This window comes from Pseudoalteromonas sp. 120-MNA-CIBAN-0494 (assembly GCF_040308885.1).
GTDB classification, from domain to species: Bacteria; Pseudomonadota; Gammaproteobacteria; order Enterobacterales; family Alteromonadaceae; genus Pseudoalteromonas; species Pseudoalteromonas nigrifaciens.
Map to the genome: position 1 here is coordinate 19,907 of NZ_JBEOOE010000010.1, position 16,941 is coordinate 36,847.

Below are 16,941 nucleotides of genomic sequence, written 5' to 3' on the forward strand. Positions count from 1 at the left end.
GTAAACCCCATGAACAAAGCCCACGTTATTGAACACCTTAAGTTTGCCCTAGAGGCGCAGCTTACCACCGCAAAAGTGGCCGCTAAAACAGCGCACGACACCGCCACGCACGAAGAAAACATAGCAGAAAACAAATACGATACCCTAGGGTTAGAGGCCGCCTATTTAGCCCAAGGCCAAGCGCAGCGCGTAAACGATTGCTATAAAAGCATGGAGTTATTTAAGCCCATATTTAATCAGCCAGCCAGTAGTAAAATAGCCATTGGCTCGCTAGTGTGCCTAGAGGATACAAATGAGCAGCAAAAATGGTTTTATTTAGGCCCAAGCGCAGGTGGGTTAACCGTAGAGGTTAAAGGCTTAACGATTGCCGTTGTAACCCCCGGCGCACCACTAGGTAAGCTGTTATTAAATAAACAAATTGATGATGGCATTAGTTTAACCATTGCCGATGTAAAGCACGATTATGACATTGTAGAAATTTTATAAAATATTGGTTGTAAGCAAAGCCCATTTTTAAGCACCACAAAACGTATTTATTCCCCCTCATTTTATTGTCGGATGGCATGGCTTCGCCATTTATCCGACCTACGTCAATGTTGTATATATCCTAAATTTACGCTTTATTTATTTGATGCGCTTTAAATAATATAGTGAGAATAAAATGCAATATCGTAGGAATTATGTAAAAGGAGGGTCATATTTTTTTACTGTTAATTTGCTCGATCGTAATAAGTCGTTATTAGTTGAACATATTGATTTATTACGCGAGGCTATTCGCTTTGTTAAATTACGAAGACCATTTTACATTGACGCATGGGTTGTGCTACCCGATCACCTTCATGCAGTTTTAACTTTGCCAGATAACGATAGTGATTACTCTGGGCGTTGGCGTGAAATTAAAAAGCGATTTTCAAAATCACTCCCAAAAACAGAATTTTTAACTCAAACAAGAAAACGTAAAAATGAGCGGGGAGTTTGGCAACGCCGCTTTTGGGAGCATACAATTAGGGATGATAATGATTATTGGCATCATGTTAACTACGTGCATTTTAACCCTATGAAACATGGCTTAGTTAGTAGGGTTGCTGATTGGCCTTATTCAAGTTTTCACAGAGCAGTTAAGCAAGGTGTTTACACGAATAATTGGTGTGGTGAAAAACCATAAATTATGTGTCGGATGGCGTGGCTTCGCCATCTATCCGACCTACAGCAATGTTTTATTGTGTAATTTCATACATATGGAATATTTAAACGTAGGTCGGATAAGCGAAGCGCCATCCGACAATCAAGCCGCATCACAATAATATTTTATCACCCGAAAGAGCCAAGGCAAGGTTATAAACACTTACCGTTCCCATAAATTATGTGTCGGATGGCGTGGCTTCGCCATTTATCCGACCTACAGCAATGTTTTATTGTGTAATTTCTTACATATGGAATATTTAAACGTAGGTCGGATAAGCGAAGCGCCATCCGACAATCAAGCCGCATCACAATAATATATTATCACCCGAAAGAGCCAAGCCAAGGTTATAAACACTTACCGTTCCCATAAATTATGTGTCGGATGGCGTGGCTTCGCCACTTATTCGACCTACATCAATAATTTTCATCTTCACGCTAAAAATATCTCGTTTGTTAGTTTATCAAAAAGGCCTTATAAAGCAGATGTGGTTTAGGATTACCTAAACTAAAGCACCCATCTTATTAAGTGACACGCGCAATGCACCACTTAGTACGATGGGTGTTTCTATTTTTAATGCTTAATTATAAAAAATTAAGCATGCTTTTATAATTAGACTTAACTAGGAAAAGTCGTGTTTAAAACCTTAATTGTGGTTGATAACAACGAGCAAACTCTTGCTCAATCATTCGAAAATGTTATTACGTTTAATACTTACCTACGTGACTATCCAAAACGTGATGAACCTAAAACTCGCATTATTAACTTATGTGACTCAAGCCAATACTTGAGCAAAGGTTACTATTGCTCGCTACTCGCTGAAGCGCGTAAGCACCAAGTATTACCAAGTGTAAAAACAATAAATGCGTTACGTAGCGGCCAAGCACCTATGCACAATGTTGGCCAAATAGATGGCGCTCTATACTTTGGTAATGCCACTAACGATGAGCAAACAAAAGCGGCTAAATCGGTATTTAAACAATACCCGGCGCCTATTTTATTTGTTGATAACCAAGGCTTATTACAACAAGGGTCGTTATCGTCATTAGATGAGCAACAGTACAGCGATTTTGTAGCTAAGTTGAATAACTTTACCCAAACGCAATGGCGTATTACTGCGGAGCGACGTCGTTTTCGCTGGGACATGGCAATACTTGTTGATCACAATGAAAAGGTGCCACCAAGCGATAAAGACGCAATAGCAAAGTTTATTAAAGCAGCGGCTAAACATGGTATTAATGCCCAAGCATTAAGCTTTGACGAAATAGACAATATAGCCCAGTTTGATGCGTTATTTATTCGTCAAACTACAGCAATTGACCACCCAACATATCGCCTTGCTAGCAAGGCACAAAGCTTAGGTTTAGTGGTTATTGACGATGCGGAGTCTATTTTACGTTGTTGTAATAAAGTGTATTTACACGATGCGTTTAACTATCAAAAAGTACCTAGTTTAAAAACAGTGGTTGTGGCTGATCAGTCAAGCGAGACTCTTGAGCAGTTAGAAGCGGCGTTTACCTACCCGTTAGTATTGAAAATGCCAGAAGGCTCGTTTTCAAAAGGGGTATATAAAGTAACGAACCGTGCTGAGCTGGAAGCTAAGTTAACTGAGCTATTTGAATTTAGTGCTTTAGTGCTTGCACAAGAATACATGTACACCGAATACGATTGGCGAGTAGGGGTACTAAATGGCCGTGCAATTTACGCGTGTCGTTACTTAATGGCGCGTAACCATTGGCAAATTTATAACCACGATGCAAAGCGGTTTTTTTCGGGTGGCTTTGAAACATTGCCTACTTTTGAATTACCAAAAGCGGTATTAGATGCAGCATTAAAAGCGTGTAAAACAGTGGGTAAGGGTTTATATGGCGTTGATGTAAAAGAACATCAAGGGCGTGCTTATGTACTTGAAGTAAACGATAACCCAAGTATTGATCATAAAGTAGAAGACGGCTATTTAGGCGATGAGCTTTATATGATCATTATGGATGAGTTTAAACAACGCCTTGAAGCGAGGGGGCGTGGTTAATGGCAAAAGCCATGGTTGAGAGTGTGGTTAATGAACAGACTGAGCAAGTGGTTATTCGCCAAGCGCTTATCAGTGATTTAACCGCGCTTACAGCACTTGAAAATGCTTGCTTTAGTAACGACAAGCTTAGCCCGCGCAGTTTAAAGCGCTGGCTAAGTGCTAAGCACGGTATTTTATTAGTTGCCGAGCAAAATAATGCGTTATGCGGTTATGGGCTAATTTGGTGCCATAAAGGCACTCGTCTAGCGCGTCTTTATTCGCTTGCTGTATTACCTACCATGCAAGGCAAAGGCATTGCAAAAATGCTACTTATTGCACTTGAAAAAGCCACCGCAGAGCGTGGGCGAATTTATCTGCGTTTAGAAGTGGCTGTAAATAACGACAGCGCAATTGGTTTGTATAAAAGCTTAGGTTATCGGGTGTTTGGTCAATATAGCGATTATTACGACGATCACAGCGATGCGCTACGCATGCAAAAAAACATTCGTAAAACCAGTGAGCTTAAGTTAGCACGGTTAACTCCGTGGTATCAGCAAACTACTGAGTTTACCTGTGGTCCTGCGGCGTTGTTAATGGCTATGGGGAGCTTAGATGCTAGCACTGAACTGACTCAATCGCATGAGTTGTCGTTATGGCGAGAAGGCACTACTATTTTTATGACCTCTGGGCATGGCGGCTGCCATCCGTTTGGTTTAGCACTGGCGGCACATAAACGTGGTTTTAACAGCGAGGTAATTGTTAATACCCTAGAGCCGTTGTTTTTAGATGGCGTGCGCAGTGAAAATAAAAAAGTAGTATTAGCAACGGTACATCAGCAGTTTGTAGATGGCATAACCGCTGCCAAAATACCGCTTAGTAATAAAGATGTTGAGCTTGAAGACATTGAGCGTTGGCTGAAGCAAAATTTTAGCGTGTTGCTATTAATAAGCACTTATCGGTTTGATGGTAAAAAATCGCCGCATTGGGTGTGCGTTACGCATTTAGATGAGCACTGTGTGTATGTTCATGATCCGTTTTGTGAGCCAGGAAGTGATAGTCAATTGGCTATAGATTGCCAATATGTGCCTATTGCCCGCAGCGACTTTAGTAAAATGTCGGCGTTTGGTAGCCAACGCTTAAGAACAGCTGTGGCTATTGCTAAATCAAAAGATTGTTAAAATAAAATTAAACTATTCATATATGAATAACGAGGAAATTACGTGTTTTTACCTGATTTATTTGATGTAGCTCCGTACTCATGGGCTGCAATTGGTACGGCGGCATTTTGTGGCGCTATTATTGGTATTGAGCGCCAATTACGTGGCAAACCTGTGGGTATTCGTACTTCTGCGTTAATTACTTTAGGTACCTATTTATTTTTATCGACCGCGTTTAATTTACAAGGCGATGTAATTGACCACTCTCGCGTAGTGGGACAAATAATTACTGGTATTGGCTTTTTGGGTGCAGGCGTAATGCTAGCTAAAGACGGCGCTGTGGTAGGAGTAACGTCGGCAGCAACCATTTGGGTGTTAGCGTCTATTGGTGTAATGATAGCCACCGAAAACTTGGGCGCAGCTATTAAGCTTTCTGTGCTGGTGGTCGGTATTTTATACGGTGTTGATGTGCTTGAAGCTAAGTTTAAAAGCTTAAGTAAAGGTGTGCACACTAAAGTTAAAATTTATTCAAAACGCTATTATCGCAAAAGTGAAAATGAAACAGAGCGCCACTTATAAAGTGGCGTTTTTATAATTAAGTTTATAACTAACTTAATACTGATTTTTGATGCACTAAAGCATCGCAAAGTGCTTGTGGGCGGCCTAAATAATAGCCCTGAACCTTATCGACACTTAGTTTGCGGAGGGTGTTTATTTCTTCTAGTGTTTCTATGCCTTCGGCAATAATATTACAGCCAATGTCTTTAGCAAATCCGCATAACGCTTTAGCTAATAAATATTTACGACGATCGCTATTTATGTTTCGGGTAAGGCTAATATCAAGTTTAATAATATCTGCTTGTAGCTCCAAAATATGCTGAAAAGAAGAATACCCTGCACCAACATCGTCTATAGCTAGGCGTATGCCTTTTTTACGCAGTGGCGCGAGTGCCGTTAACATTTCATTGTAGTTGGCAATAGGAGAGTGTTCGGTTACCTCCAATACTATATTGCTGCAATCAGAAATAGCAGCTAATGCATTGGCAACGGCACCACTTAGTATATGCTCTGGAGAGGTGTTAATTGACACATACACCTCTTTATTAAAATGACTCATATTGCCTAAAACATTGTTTATTGCCAACATTTCTAGGGCTTCACCTAAACCAAACTGTGCTGCTTCATCAAACCAAATATTAGGTGTTCTATAGGGCTCAACAAAAAAGCGAGACAAGGATTCGTAACCCGAAACTTTATTTGTGTTTAAGCTATATATAGGCTGGTAGTAAATTTCAATATTATTTGTATTTATAATATTAAGTACGTTAGATTTAATAAGTTGTTTTGCTTCATTGTCTTGTATTTGTGTATCAATAAGCTGTGAAGCCAGATCTGAAATTAAATTTAAAAACGCCAGATCACGCTTGTTTAATGTGTCGTCTTTTTGTTCGTTATAGCAGCAAAATGTGCCATAAATATCGCCGTTAGATAAGGTAATTGGCACGCCAATATAAGCGCCAATATTAAGCTTTTTAGTAACCGGCATATTGCGGGTTATACTATTTTTACTGATGTCAGGTATTATATTATCTAGTTCATTATTGGCTAATTTATTACAGTAGGTTTCGTTTATGGGATCAAAATTACCTACTTTTACAATCTCGTTAGGGCGTTTGGTATCAACTAATTTAAATATACGTTTAGAGTCTTTAAACTCAGAAATAAAAGCAACGTCCATATCAAGGTGTTTACGAATAAGTGCTAGCAAGCGAGTTAGTCTAGTATTGAGATCAGTCTCTGCTTCAATATCTAATAGTAAATTTTCACTAAAATTTACATGCATATTTCCAACTTCCTGTGTTTTAGTTAATGGTTTATATTAATACAGTAGCTTGGCTTGTTTTTAAAGTATTAACCAAACAATTTTTTTCTCACTACTTTACGATACTCACTGGGTGTTTGGTTCAATATTTTTCTAAATATTCGCGTTAAATGACCTTGATCATTATAGCCTACTTCTAACGCTACTTCCTGAATTGATAAATTTGACGAAGCGAGCAACTCTTTAGCACCTTCTACTCGTAACTGTTGCCAATACTCAATAGGGCTTTGGTTGGTAGCTGCTTTAAAGCGCCGCGTAAAAGAGCGATAGCTTAAATTAAACTGTGCGGCTACATCCTGTAAATTAAGCTCTGTTGCTAAGTTAGTTTTTAACCAAAATTGAATTTGGGCAATTAATTCATCGGGATGGCGATCAACCGCACCTTCAAGATAGCGCTGATCTTCGTAGGGTTTGCGTATTTCGTGGGAAAAATTGCGCTCAACATGCTGCGCTGCAGCTTTGCCATAATACTGGCTAATAATATGCACTATTACATCGGCTAGGGCGTTTAGGCTGGCTACGGTATAGAGTCGCTCGGATTGAGTAATAAAAAAGTCAGGCTTTAACAGTACCTTGGGGTAGTCGTGACTAAATTGTTTAGCGTAATGCCAATGGGTGGTTGCTGGGTGCCCGTCAAGTAACTTGGCCTCTGCTAGTAAACAGTTGCCAGTGCCTACACCTATAATATGGCTGCCATTAGTAAAACTTTGCCCCAACCAAGTAACTATATTTTGATTAGTGCGTACAACTGGGCGCGGGTTTCGCCAAATACCGGGCACTATTACTAAATCGCAATTGGGGGTATTGCTGGTGGCGCAATCGGGAAGGATTGCCAAGCCGGTACGATTACTTATTGGTTCAAGGTTTTTAGCAACTAAATGAATAGCGAGTGGCCTAAAGTTTTGTTTATTAATATGGCCTTTTGCAAAGGCTTCGCCCGCTCTCAACATTTCTATAGGGAGGGTTAAACTCGTTATTAATAAGTGTTGGTAAACAGCAATAGCTATATTTAATGGGGGGTTACTCTGTTTATCAGTCATATAGATGCTCCGACCAGTTAGAGTTGGCCTTTTATGCTTAATATTTGGCTATTAAAGCACAAAGAGTGGTGCGCAATCCATTTAAACTAGTGTCATATTCTTATAACACGTTTTTTAAAGGTAAATTATGACCGCATTACCCGTAATTGTAGGCATGGGAGGCATTAATGCCGCTGGCCGTACTTCTTTTCACCAAGGTTACCGCCGTATTGTGTTAGACAGTTTAAGTGCACAAGATCGTCAAGAAACGTTTTTAGGCCTCGCCACCTTGATGAATTTAGTTAGTGTTGTTGATAATCAACTACAAGACACTCAAGGTAACAATGTTGAGCAAAGCGACATAGAAGCACGTTTTGGTGAACAAATAATTGCCGGCACGCTTATTCGTAAAATCGAAAACGAACATTTTGATCCAGACGCTACCCCATGGCAGCAAAAAATGACGCTAAGCAACTCGGATGAGAATGCGATTGTGTTTGAAACCCGTGCTCGCGATTTACCACAACCGATACCTGCAAGCTGGCAGGTAGAGCAGCTCGAAGGTAAAAAAGTTAAAGTTACTATTGCCGCAGATATAGATGTTAAACACGCTTCAACTCGTGACAACCCGATTAAATCGGCAGGGCAGTTTCCTACTGGGTTTGATCCGTCAGTAATGTATAACAGCCGCTATCAGCCACGTGGTTTGCAAGCAACTATTTTTGCTGCTACCGATGCAATAAAGTCAACCGGGCTTGATTGGCAACATATAATGAATAGCGTAGAGCCAGACAAAATTGGTACCTATTCGGCGTCGGTTATTGGCCAAATGGATGACACAGGTTTAGGTGGCTTAGTTAAAGCTCGCCAGCAAGGCGACCGCGTAAGCACTAAGCAATTAGCGCTGGGTTTAAATACTATGTCGACCGATTTTATTAATGCGTATGTAACGGGCAACGTAGGTACTACGTTTTCAACTTCGGGCGCATGTGCTACGTTTTTATATAACTTACGCGCAGCGGTTAACGATATACAAGCCGGGCGCACTCGCGTTGCTGTAGTAGCCAGTGTTGAATGTGCTATTACGCCAGAGGTTATAGAAGGCTTTGGTAACATGAGCGCACTGGCAAACGTTGAAGGTTTGCGCCGTTTAGATAACTTAAGTAATACAGATGAGCCCGACTATCGTAAAAGTAGCCGTCCGTTTGGCGAAAACTGTGGCTTTACGCTAGGTGAAGGCGCGCAAGTGGCTATTTTAATGGATGATGCTCTAGCACTAGAGTTAGGCGCTGACATTATGGGGTGTGTGCCAGATGTATTTGTAAATGCCGACGGGATTAAAAAGTCAATTACTTCACCAGGGCCGGGTAACTACATTACTATGGCAAAATCGGCGGCACTGGCAAGTAGCTTATTAGGTAAAGAAGCCCTGCAACAGCGCAGCTTTATATTAGCCCATGGTTCAAGCACGCCATTAAACCGTGTAACCGAGTCATTGATTTATCATAAAGTGGCACAAACCTTTGCTATTGATAACTGGAAAGTAACTGCGCCAAAAGCATATGTTGGCCATACTATTGCTCCTGCAAGTGGCGATCAGTTAGCTATAGCATTAGGTGTATTTAGCCACAATATTATGCCTGGTATTACGACTATAGATAAAATAGCCGACGATGTTTACGCTGATCATCTAGATATTAGAAACAGCCACTATGATTGCGGTGATATGGATATTGCATTTATTAACTCAAAAGGCTTTGGTGGTAACAATGCTACCGCTACAGTATTGTCTGCAAAAATAACACTGCAAATGCTTGCCAAGCGCCATGGCAAAAGCGTTATGGATGATTATGCTAATAAAAATGTGGCTGTAAAAGCAGCGCAACAAAGCTATCAATCACAAGCAGACTTAGGCCAATACCAACTAATTTATCGTTTTGGTGATGGCTTAATTGACGACAACGACATTGTTATAGATGAGCAAAGCATACACCTTCCTGGCTTTGAAAAAGCGATTGCTTTTAATACAAAAAATCCCTATCAAGACATGTTTTAAGCACACATTCTTGTTTGGTAAGGCGCTTTTATAGCGCCTTTTTTGTTTTTATTAAGATATAAAATTAAGAGGTTACTTAAACTTTTTAATATAGCGTAATGTTATAAAGTTAATAATGGCCAGTAAAATAGCTATTTCGTAGCGACTGTAGGCCACAGCAATACCAATTAAACCCATATTCCAAATGCTCGCCGCGGTGGCAGTACCTGAGGTGGACTGGTTATTTTTTAAAATTGCGCCACCGCCAATAAAGCCGATACCGGTAATGATCCCCTGTAACATTTTTGATTGTGCTTCAGAGGAGTCAAGTACAGACAACGCAATTAACGCATAACCACATGATGCCACCGCTACTAACGGAAAGGTACGCAGCCCCGCACCATCTTGGCTGCGCTCTCTGTCGTAGGCCATTGGCAAAGCGAGTAAATAAGCTATGCCTAAGTGAATCAGATTATCAACGATTTCGTGCCACTGTAAATCAATTTCCATGATCTTGCCTTTTTAGTTAATCTTAATAACTAGCTAGCAATCTGTAAGCCATTTATTTAATATTTTAAATTCAGTAATTTAGGTTTGCCTTTATTTTTATTCTGCCTGGCTTGGTAATAGTTACACTACTATTTTACTATTTTACTATTTTACTAAGTAGTTAGTTTGATATCGCTTTTGAATATCCATATTCTTTTACTTATATTAAAGGTAATTATGTACATCACTTGCCTTTTAAAAAAAACAATAAATACAGCCACTAAACTTGAAAAAAACGCGTTATTACTGCGCGTTAGCAACCTCTGATGATTCTGCCGTTTTGGTTATACGCCTGGTCGTTTGCGTTGGGATTGTATGCTTGCGTATTATTAGTTGAAAATAACGAGCCTTTAAATCACAGCGTTGCGATTGTAGGTGCATTCCCTTTTTTGATTATATATTTACTGCAATTAATTGGTTTTGTTAAGGAGTTTATAAAAAAGGAAGTGCATGAGTAATGTGCTTTGTTTAACACCGTTACAATTTAAAATTTAAAATTTGATTTTATTTTACAAGGTCAGCATGCTCTAAATAAGCTTATGGGTAGAGCCACAGCAAGCAGGGTAATAAAAGGCGAGTGAATACTGATGCAAGTAAGGACGTTTTTTTAATAGTTTAAAATAATGTGTAGAGGGTTCTCTACACATTATTACTACAAACAATAATATTGTTATGCAGACAAATACTGATGATGAAATACCAAGTGCTGATCAATAAAGCTACTGATAAAAAAGTAACTATGATCGTACCCGGTTTGCATTTCTAGGGTCAGTGGGTAGTCTTTTTGTTTTGCAACAGCCACTAAATTTTGCGGTTTTAATTGCTCGTCTAAAAAGTTATCGGCATCGCCTTGGCTCACTAACATTGGCAAGTAGTTACTTTGCTCAGCTTTAGCCATTAATTTGCAGCTGTCGTATTGTGCCCATGTTGTTTTATCGGCTCCTAAATAACCCGTAAACGCTTTAACGCCCCATGGGCAATTAATAGGGTTTACTATAGGGCTAAACGCCGAGGCACTAACATAATCCTGTGGGTTTTTAAGGGCGATCATCAACGCACCGTGGCCGCCCATTGAATGACCACTAATTGCTTTTGTGCTAGTCACTGGAAAGTGCTGCTCTATAAGCGCGGGTAATTCATTCACTACGTAGTCGTACATATTAAAGTGAGTGTTGTAAGGGGCTTGTGTCGCGTTAACATAAAACCCAGCGCCTTGAGCAAAATCGTAGCTGTCTTCGTTAGGAACATTATCCCCACGAGGGCTAGTGTCGGGTGCCACAATAGCAATACCTAGCTCAGCTGCTTTTTTGAATGCGCCTGCTTTTTGCATAAAGTTTTCGTCGGTGCAGGTTAAACCTGAAAGCCAATAAAGTACCGGTACTTTATTACTTTCACTAGCGCCGGGCGGCAAAAAAACGGCAAAACGCATAGTACAATGAGTGCTTACAGCGCTGTGCGTATATTGTTTATGCCAGCCACCGGATACTTTTACACTTGAGATATTTTCTAACATGATAATCCTCAAAAGCCGCTTATATCCACACCGTGAATACAAGCGATTGGTTTATTGCTTAGTAATGAATAACGGTACGAATGCTTTTGCCTTCGTGCATTAAATCAAATGCATCATTAATGTCTTCAAGGCCCATTGTGTGGGTAATAAAGTCATTTAGTGCAAACTCGCCAGCCATGTAACGTTCTACAATTTCAGGTAGTTGTGAGCGGCCTTTAACACCACCAAATGCGCTACCACGCCATACACGCCCAGTAACTAATTGGAATGGACGAGTAGCAATTTCTTGGCCAGCGCCTGCTACACCAATAATTACCGACTCACCCCAACCTTTATGACAACACTCAAGTGCTGAGCGCATAACATCAACATTACCAATACATTCAAACGAGTAGTCAACGCCGCCATCGGTCATTTCAACAATTACGTCTTGAATTGGCTTGTCGAAGTCTTTTGGATTAATTAAATCGGTTGCGCCAAGCTTGGTTGCTAACTCGTATTTAGAGTTGTTTATATCGATACCGATAATACGACTCGCACCGGCCATTTTTGCGCCAATAATAGCTGATAAACCTATGCCACCTAAACCGAAAATAGCTACAGTGTCGCCCGCTTTTACTTTAGCTGTGTTTGTTACTGCGCCCATACCTGTTGTTACGCCACAGCCTAGTAAGCATATTTCTTCTAAAGACGCTTCTTTGTTTACTTTAGCTAAAGAGATTTCTGGCAGTACTGTGTACTCAGAGAAAGTTGAGCAACCCATGTAGTGGTAAATTGGCTGACCGTCTTTATAAAAACGTGTTGTACCGTCTGGCATTAAGCCTTTACCTTGGGTTTCGCGCACAGCAGAACACAGGTTAGTTTTGCCCGAGGTACACATTTTACATTCACCACATTCTGCGGTGTATAAAGGAATAACATGATCGCCAATTTCTACGCTGGTTACGCCTTCGCCGATTGCATATACAACACCAGCGCCTTCGTGGCCTAAAATTGCAGGGAATATACCTTCAGGATCTTCACCCGATAATGTAAATGCATCGGTATGACATACACCAGTAGCGGTAATTTTTACCATTACTTCGCCTTTTTTAGGCATCATCACATCAACTTCTTCAACACTAAGTGGTTGATTAGGACCCCAAGCAATAGCTGCTTTTGATTTAATAAATTCTGACATGTGCTTATCCTTTGTAGTGGGTAGATAATAATTGTAGACCCAATTTGCTTGGGTGATGTAGCTATTGTATTTGTTTCTCAAATAATGATAATCTCAATTTTATTAAAACACTTTTTCAGAACTGTAACAATGGCACGATGGGATGGAATAGACGAATTTATTGCGGTAGGTGAAGAAGGTAGTTTTACCGCTGCAGGCAAAGCAATTGGGCTGTCGGTTGCGCATATTAGCCGCCATGTTAGTGCGCTTGAACAACGCTTAAATACACAGTTGCTAACGCGCACAACGCGTAAAGTGGTTTTGACCAAAGAAGGTGAGGTGTTTTTACACCAAATAAAGCATTTACAACATGCAATGGATGATGCCACGCAAAGTTTAGCGCAACAGCAAAGTACGCCAAAAGGTAAAATTAATCTAACAGCCCCGGTAATGTATGGCGAGAGCTTTATTATGCCAATAGTGCATAATTTTATGCACGACCACCCCGATGTAGAAGTCGTTGCTACGCTCAGTAATGAGCAAGAAAACTTATTAGAAGGTGGTTTTGATCTAGCTATTAGACTGGGGCATTTAAAAGACTCGAGCTTAAAAGCACGGCGCTTAAGTGCACGGCGTTTTATTATGTGTTGTGCCCCTGATTATTTAACCCGATTTGGCGAGCCACACACATTAGGTGAGCTAATAAATCATCAATGTTTAGTGGGGAATAGTCGTTATTGGCGGGTAAACGAAGGAGGGCGCGAAAAGCATATTAAAATAGCTGGGCGACTGCAATGTAATAGTGGCTGGGCGTTGGTAGATGGCGCTAAAAAAGGTTTAGGGATTATTCAGCTCCCTAATTACTACATTGAAAACGAGTTAAAAACAGGGCAGTTAGTGCCTATTTTAACATCCTATCAGCCGCTGCAAGAAGGGGTATGGGGTGTGTATCCGCCTCGACAGTTTGTGGCAACTAATGTAAGGGTGCTACTTGATTATTTAGTCGCAGGACTAAAAGCTTAATAGCGGGTTAATCATTTAATTTTTATTCTAGCCAAGTATCAGATTTTTAAATATTTATTACATTTAGTGGCATACCCAAGTACGGATTATTCGTGTTATTATAAGTTACTATTTTTAGGATAAGTGTTTAAAAACAATATGTTTCAACCGGTTAGTTTGTTTATTGGGCTTAGATATAGTCGCTCCTCAAAAGGGAATGCGTTTATTTCATTTATCTCGTTTTTTTCTATTGCCGGTATTGCGATTGGCTTAATGGCATTATTTACTGTCAGTTCAGTAATGAATGGCTTTGAAAGCAGCTTAAAAACCAATATGCTTGGGCTTATTCCGCATGTTGAAGTGCAAGCTAATAAGCGTACTGCAGCGCAAATGAGTAGTTTAAAAGCAGATCTTGAACAATCTCCTTATGTAAGTACTGTAAGCCTTTATCAGCATGGTGAAGCTATATTACAAACCAATAAAGATTTACACGGTGTGTTGCTGCAAGGCTTATATGGCGATGACGGCTCGCTCTATAAAATTACCGATAAAATAGTACAAGGAAATTGGCAAACAGTACTTAATAAAAACTATAGCATTGCCATTAGTCGCTACCTGAGCCGTAAATTAGGTGTTGGTTTGGGAGATAAGCTGCGGGTTATTATGCCAAATGCTTCTACCTATACACCGCTTGGGCGAATGCCTAGCCAACGCTTGTTTAAAATAGCAGCCATTTACGAAACTGGCTCTGAAATTGACATGGGGCTGGCTTTTACCAGTGGTGCGTCGTTGCAACGCGTATTAAAGCTGGATCAAAACACTGCACCTAATTTAAGTATTTCTTTGTATGAACCCTTTGCATTGGATGAATTTATACAGGCCAGCAAACTAATATTAAAAGATCATACCTATACAGATTGGCGCAGCAGCCAAGGCACATTATTTGCTGCTGTAGCAATGGAAAAACGGATTATGTCGATGTTATTAGGGCTTATTGTGCTGGTTGCGGTATTTAATATTGTCTCTGCGCTAACGATGATGGTAAGTGAAAAACAAGGCGAAGTCGCTATTTTACAAACCTTGGGTTTAACACCATCGCAAGTACAAAAAGTGTTTATGGTGCAAGGACTTTATAATGGCGTGATTGGCACCGCAGTAGGGGCATTTTTAGGTGTATTACTTAGTTTATATATTAATGAGTTATTAGCATTAGTAGGGTTAAATTTGATGGCAGGTATAGAGTTGCCGGTAAAATTTGATGTGCCAAGCCTAATTGTTATCGCTTGTTCGAGTATTGCTATGAGCTTTTTAGCCACTGTTTACCCAGCGCGCAAAGCCGCAAAAGTAAAACCAGCCGAGGTATTGCGTTATGAATGATTTAGTTATTAGTTGTGAAAATTTAAATAAAGTTTATCAAGATGGTAGTAACCAAGTTGCAGTATTAAAAGGGGTTGATTTAGCCCTGCAACAAGGTGAAATGCTGGCTATTGTGGGCAGCTCTGGTTCGGGTAAAAGTACCTTATTGCATATACTCGGTACGCTCGATACTGCAACATCTGGCAGTGCTAAAATTAAAAATCAAGAAGTGGCTAAGCTCTCCCGTACAGAGCAAGCGGCATTTAGAAATAAAAACTTAGGCTTTATTTATCAATTTCATCATTTACTGATGGAATTTAGCGCGGTAGAAAATGTAGCTATGCCGCTTTTAATTAAAGGACTAAGTGCTAAAGCTGCGAAAGTAGCTGCATTAGAAATGCTTGAAAAAGTGGGCCTAGCACATCGTAGCTCTCATAAGCCGTCGGCACTGTCTGGTGGTGAGCGCCAACGAGTGGCAATTGCGCGCGCGCTCGTTACTAAACCGGCATTAGTGCTTGCCGATGAGCCAACCGGTAATTTAGATAAACAAAACGCGATTAAAATATACGACTTAATAAATGAGCTTAATAAAAGTTTAAATACCAGCTTTGTGGTGGTAACACACGACTTAGAGCTGGCCGACAAACTCGGTAAAATAGCCTATTTAGATGATGGAAAACTTACTATTAAAGAGTCGCAACATGTTGCTTAGTGCGTTTATAAGTAAACGCTTTAGAGCGTATTCTGGTCATAAAGATGAAAAAAATGGCTTTGTAAGCTTTATAGCTAAAGCATCTACTGTGGGTATTTTATTGGGCGTTGCGGTTTTAATAGTTGCGCTGTCGGTAATTAATGGCTTTGAGCAGCAATTAGTGCATCGCTTATTAAGCGTAGTGCCGCAGGTGGAATATGTAGCGCCTAATAGGCCAATTGCTAATTGGCCACAAAAAGTTGAGCAGCTTCAACAGCAAGATCATGTAACCGGCGCCGCGCCATTTATTGCAGTTAACGGCATGGCGCAATTTAAAAGCCAATTAAAAGCAGTAGAAATACGCGGGGTTGAGCCTTCATTAGAGGGGAGCGTGTCGGCTATTAATCAATTTACCAAAGGCAAATTGGTGAGCCAGCTTGGCATTGATGAAGTTATTTTAGGCAAGCAAATAGTTAACCAGCTCGATGCCAGCGTGGGCGATAGTATTACCTTACTTATTCCTCAAATAGCTCAGCAAGGGCAGTCATTATTAGCCCCTAAGCGAGTAACGCTGTTACTTGCAGGTATTGTTGAAATGGGTGGGCCAATAGACAGCACAGCTGCATTTATCCACCTTAATAAAGCGCAGCAAACATTAGGTTACGATGAAAGCCAAGTAACCGGGCTTCGCCTAAGCGTTGATGACGTATTTACTGCGCATCAAATTGCGCTACGGGTAGGGCAAACCATAGACGACTATGTATACATTTCTAGTTGGTTTAGAACGCAAGGCAGCTTATACCAAGATATACAAATGGTGCGTACCATAGTTTATATTGTGGTGTTTTTAATTATAGCTGTGGCAAGTTTTAATATTGTGTCCTCATTGGTAATGGAAGTACGCGAAAAACAAGGCAATATTGCTATTTTAAAAACCATGGGCGCAAAAGACAGTACCATTTTAGCTACCTTTGTAATGCAGGGGTTAACGCAAGCTTTTGTAGGTGTGGTATTAGGCAGCTTAATTGGTGTGGTACTGGCAATAAATATTAGCGAATTATTTACTTGGCTCAGCCAACTCTTTGGCGCAAACCCACTTCAAGGAGTTTATTTTATAGAGTTTTTACCCAGTAAGTTAGTGTGGCAAGATATTGTGGTAACAGTTGTTGTTACTTTTATTTTAGCGGCGTTAGCTACTATTTATCCGGCGTGGCAAGCAACAAGAGTTGACCCTGCAAAAGTGCTGGGTAATTAGCGGCATTGGTAGCGTGTGCGCTGCTAAATAAAAACTAATAGGGCAGTATTGGCAAGTCTGTTAAACTAGGGCGCTTATTTACAAGCTAACAATAACTAACCATTGGGTTAGCATTTACTACTCTGGGATTTA

General features: G+C 40.3%; 15 protein-coding genes. 10 read left to right on the top strand and 5 right to left on the bottom strand.

The features are described from left to right. Nucleotides 1–9 precede the first annotated feature (9 nt). The 5 genes from AAEY55_RS08505 (at nt 10) to AAEY55_RS08525 (ending at nt 4,927) form a co-directional block, all read left to right on the top strand. Nucleotides 10–486 (top strand): GreA/GreB family elongation factor, encoded by a 477-nt coding sequence (locus AAEY55_RS08505; protein ID WP_041454691.1) that lies wholly within the window; start codon nt 10–12, stop codon nt 484–486. Between the two features lie 175 nt (nt 487–661). Beyond that, nucleotides 662–1,165 (top strand): REP-associated tyrosine transposase, encoded by a 504-nt coding sequence (locus AAEY55_RS08510; protein WP_089368219.1) that lies wholly within the window; start codon nt 662–664, stop codon nt 1,163–1,165. Nucleotides 1,166–1,817: 652 nt separating this feature from the next. Then, complete coding sequence (locus tag AAEY55_RS08515; RefSeq protein WP_086996005.1) at nt 1,818–3,212, top strand: RimK family protein; 1,395 nt, start codon at nt 1,818–1,820, stop codon at nt 3,210–3,212. Further along, on the top strand, nt 3,212–4,369 hold the full coding sequence (locus AAEY55_RS08520; protein WP_172459230.1) for a GNAT family N-acetyltransferase/peptidase C39 family protein: 1,158 nt from the start codon (nt 3,212–3,214) through the stop codon (nt 4,367–4,369). Before AAEY55_RS08515 ends, AAEY55_RS08520 begins: the two co-directional genes overlap by 1 nt. Before the next feature lie 42 nt (nt 4,370–4,411). Next, nucleotides 4,412–4,927 carry an MgtC/SapB family protein gene (locus tag AAEY55_RS08525; RefSeq protein ID WP_011328060.1) on the top strand — a complete coding sequence of 172 codons (516 nt, stop codon included), beginning with the start codon at nt 4,412–4,414 and terminating at the stop codon, nt 4,925–4,927. A 28-nt stretch (nt 4,928–4,955) separates the two neighbouring features. On the opposite strand, the gene AAEY55_RS08530 is transcribed toward AAEY55_RS08525, so the two are convergent. Both AAEY55_RS08530 and AAEY55_RS08535 read right to left on the bottom strand, forming a co-directional pair. Further along, a complete protein-coding gene (locus AAEY55_RS08530; protein ID WP_309217090.1) occupies nt 4,956–6,191 on the bottom strand; it encodes an EAL domain-containing protein in 1,236 nt (411 codons plus the stop codon). Between the two features lie 68 nt (nt 6,192–6,259). Then, nucleotides 6,260–7,270: a GlxA family transcriptional regulator gene (locus AAEY55_RS08535; protein ID WP_089368220.1), complete on the bottom strand. Its 1,011-nt coding sequence runs from the start codon at nt 7,268–7,270 to the stop codon at nt 6,260–6,262. A 127-nt stretch (nt 7,271–7,397) separates the two neighbouring features. Here AAEY55_RS08535 and AAEY55_RS08540 point away from each other — a divergent pair, with 127 nt between their 5' ends. Beyond that, nucleotides 7,398–9,305, top strand: a complete 1,908-nt coding sequence (locus AAEY55_RS08540; protein ID WP_089368221.1) for a beta-ketoacyl synthase — start codon at nt 7,398–7,400, stop codon at nt 9,303–9,305. 72 nt (nt 9,306–9,377) lie between these two features. On the opposite strand, the gene AAEY55_RS08545 is transcribed toward AAEY55_RS08540, so the two are convergent. From AAEY55_RS08545 to AAEY55_RS08555, 3 genes are all read right to left on the bottom strand, one after another. Next, entirely contained in the window at nt 9,378–9,794 is a 417-nt protein-coding gene (locus tag AAEY55_RS08545) for an MgtC/SapB family protein (RefSeq protein ID WP_011328064.1), read from the bottom strand. 709 nt (nt 9,795–10,503) lie between these two features. Continuing rightward, complete coding sequence (gene fghA / locus AAEY55_RS08550; RefSeq protein ID WP_011328066.1) at nt 10,504–11,346, bottom strand: S-formylglutathione hydrolase; 843 nt, start codon at nt 11,344–11,346, stop codon at nt 10,504–10,506. Nucleotides 11,347–11,404: 58 nt separating this feature from the next. Then, the gene (locus AAEY55_RS08555) at nt 11,405–12,526 is read right to left on the bottom strand and encodes an S-(hydroxymethyl)glutathione dehydrogenase/class III alcohol dehydrogenase (protein ID WP_011328067.1); all 1,122 of its coding nucleotides are present in this window, start codon (nt 12,524–12,526) and stop codon (nt 11,405–11,407) included. 129 nt (nt 12,527–12,655) lie between these two features. Between AAEY55_RS08555 and AAEY55_RS08560 the strand changes: the two genes are divergently transcribed. From AAEY55_RS08560 to AAEY55_RS08575, 4 genes are all read left to right on the top strand, one after another. Next, a complete protein-coding gene (locus AAEY55_RS08560) occupies nt 12,656–13,528 on the top strand; it encodes a LysR family transcriptional regulator (protein WP_086996014.1) in 873 nt (290 codons plus the stop codon). A 138-nt stretch (nt 13,529–13,666) separates the two neighbouring features. Then, the gene (locus tag AAEY55_RS08565) at nt 13,667–14,884 is read left to right on the top strand and encodes a lipoprotein-releasing ABC transporter permease subunit (RefSeq protein WP_041454692.1); all 1,218 of its coding nucleotides are present in this window, start codon (nt 13,667–13,669) and stop codon (nt 14,882–14,884) included. Next, the gene (gene lolD / locus AAEY55_RS08570; RefSeq protein ID WP_011328070.1) at nt 14,877–15,575 is read left to right on the top strand and encodes a lipoprotein-releasing ABC transporter ATP-binding protein LolD; all 699 of its coding nucleotides are present in this window, start codon (nt 14,877–14,879) and stop codon (nt 15,573–15,575) included. The genes AAEY55_RS08565 and lolD overlap by 8 nt, the downstream gene beginning before the upstream one ends. Further along, nucleotides 15,565–16,809 carry a lipoprotein-releasing ABC transporter permease subunit gene (locus AAEY55_RS08575; RefSeq protein ID WP_011328071.1) on the top strand — a complete coding sequence of 415 codons (1,245 nt, stop codon included), beginning with the start codon at nt 15,565–15,567 and terminating at the stop codon, nt 16,807–16,809. Before lolD ends, AAEY55_RS08575 begins: the two co-directional genes overlap by 11 nt. Nucleotides 16,810–16,941: the final 132 nt, after the last annotated feature.

Coding starts and splice junctions, on each gene's coding strand:
- AAEY55_RS08505 (WP_041454691.1), top strand. CDS start 10: ATGAACAAAGCCCACGTTATTGAACACCTTAAGTTTGCCCTAGAGGCG.
- AAEY55_RS08510 (WP_089368219.1), top strand. CDS start 662: ATGCAATATCGTAGGAATTATGTAAAAGGAGGGTCATATTTTTTTACT.
- AAEY55_RS08520 (WP_172459230.1), top strand. CDS start 3,212: ATGGCAAAAGCCATGGTTGAGAGTGTGGTTAATGAACAGACTGAGCAA.
- AAEY55_RS08530 (WP_309217090.1), bottom strand. CDS start 6,191: ATGCATGTAAATTTTAGTGAAAATTTACTATTAGATATTGAAGCAGAG.
- AAEY55_RS08535 (WP_089368220.1), bottom strand. CDS start 7,270: ATGACTGATAAACAGAGTAACCCCCCATTAAATATAGCTATTGCTGTT.
- AAEY55_RS08540 (WP_089368221.1), top strand. CDS start 7,398: ATGACCGCATTACCCGTAATTGTAGGCATGGGAGGCATTAATGCCGCT.
- AAEY55_RS08545 (WP_011328064.1), bottom strand. CDS start 9,794: ATGGAAATTGATTTACAGTGGCACGAAATCGTTGATAATCTGATTCAC.
- fghA (WP_011328066.1), bottom strand. CDS start 11,346: ATGTTAGAAAATATCTCAAGTGTAAAAGTATCCGGTGGCTGGCATAAA.
- AAEY55_RS08555 (WP_011328067.1), bottom strand. CDS start 12,526: ATGTCAGAATTTATTAAATCAAAAGCAGCTATTGCTTGGGGTCCTAAT.
- AAEY55_RS08560 (WP_086996014.1), top strand. CDS start 12,656: ATGGCACGATGGGATGGAATAGACGAATTTATTGCGGTAGGTGAAGAA.
- AAEY55_RS08565 (WP_041454692.1), top strand. CDS start 13,667: ATGTTTCAACCGGTTAGTTTGTTTATTGGGCTTAGATATAGTCGCTCC.
- lolD (WP_011328070.1), top strand. CDS start 14,877: ATGAATGATTTAGTTATTAGTTGTGAAAATTTAAATAAAGTTTATCAA.
- AAEY55_RS08575 (WP_011328071.1), top strand. CDS start 15,565: ATGTTGCTTAGTGCGTTTATAAGTAAACGCTTTAGAGCGTATTCTGGT.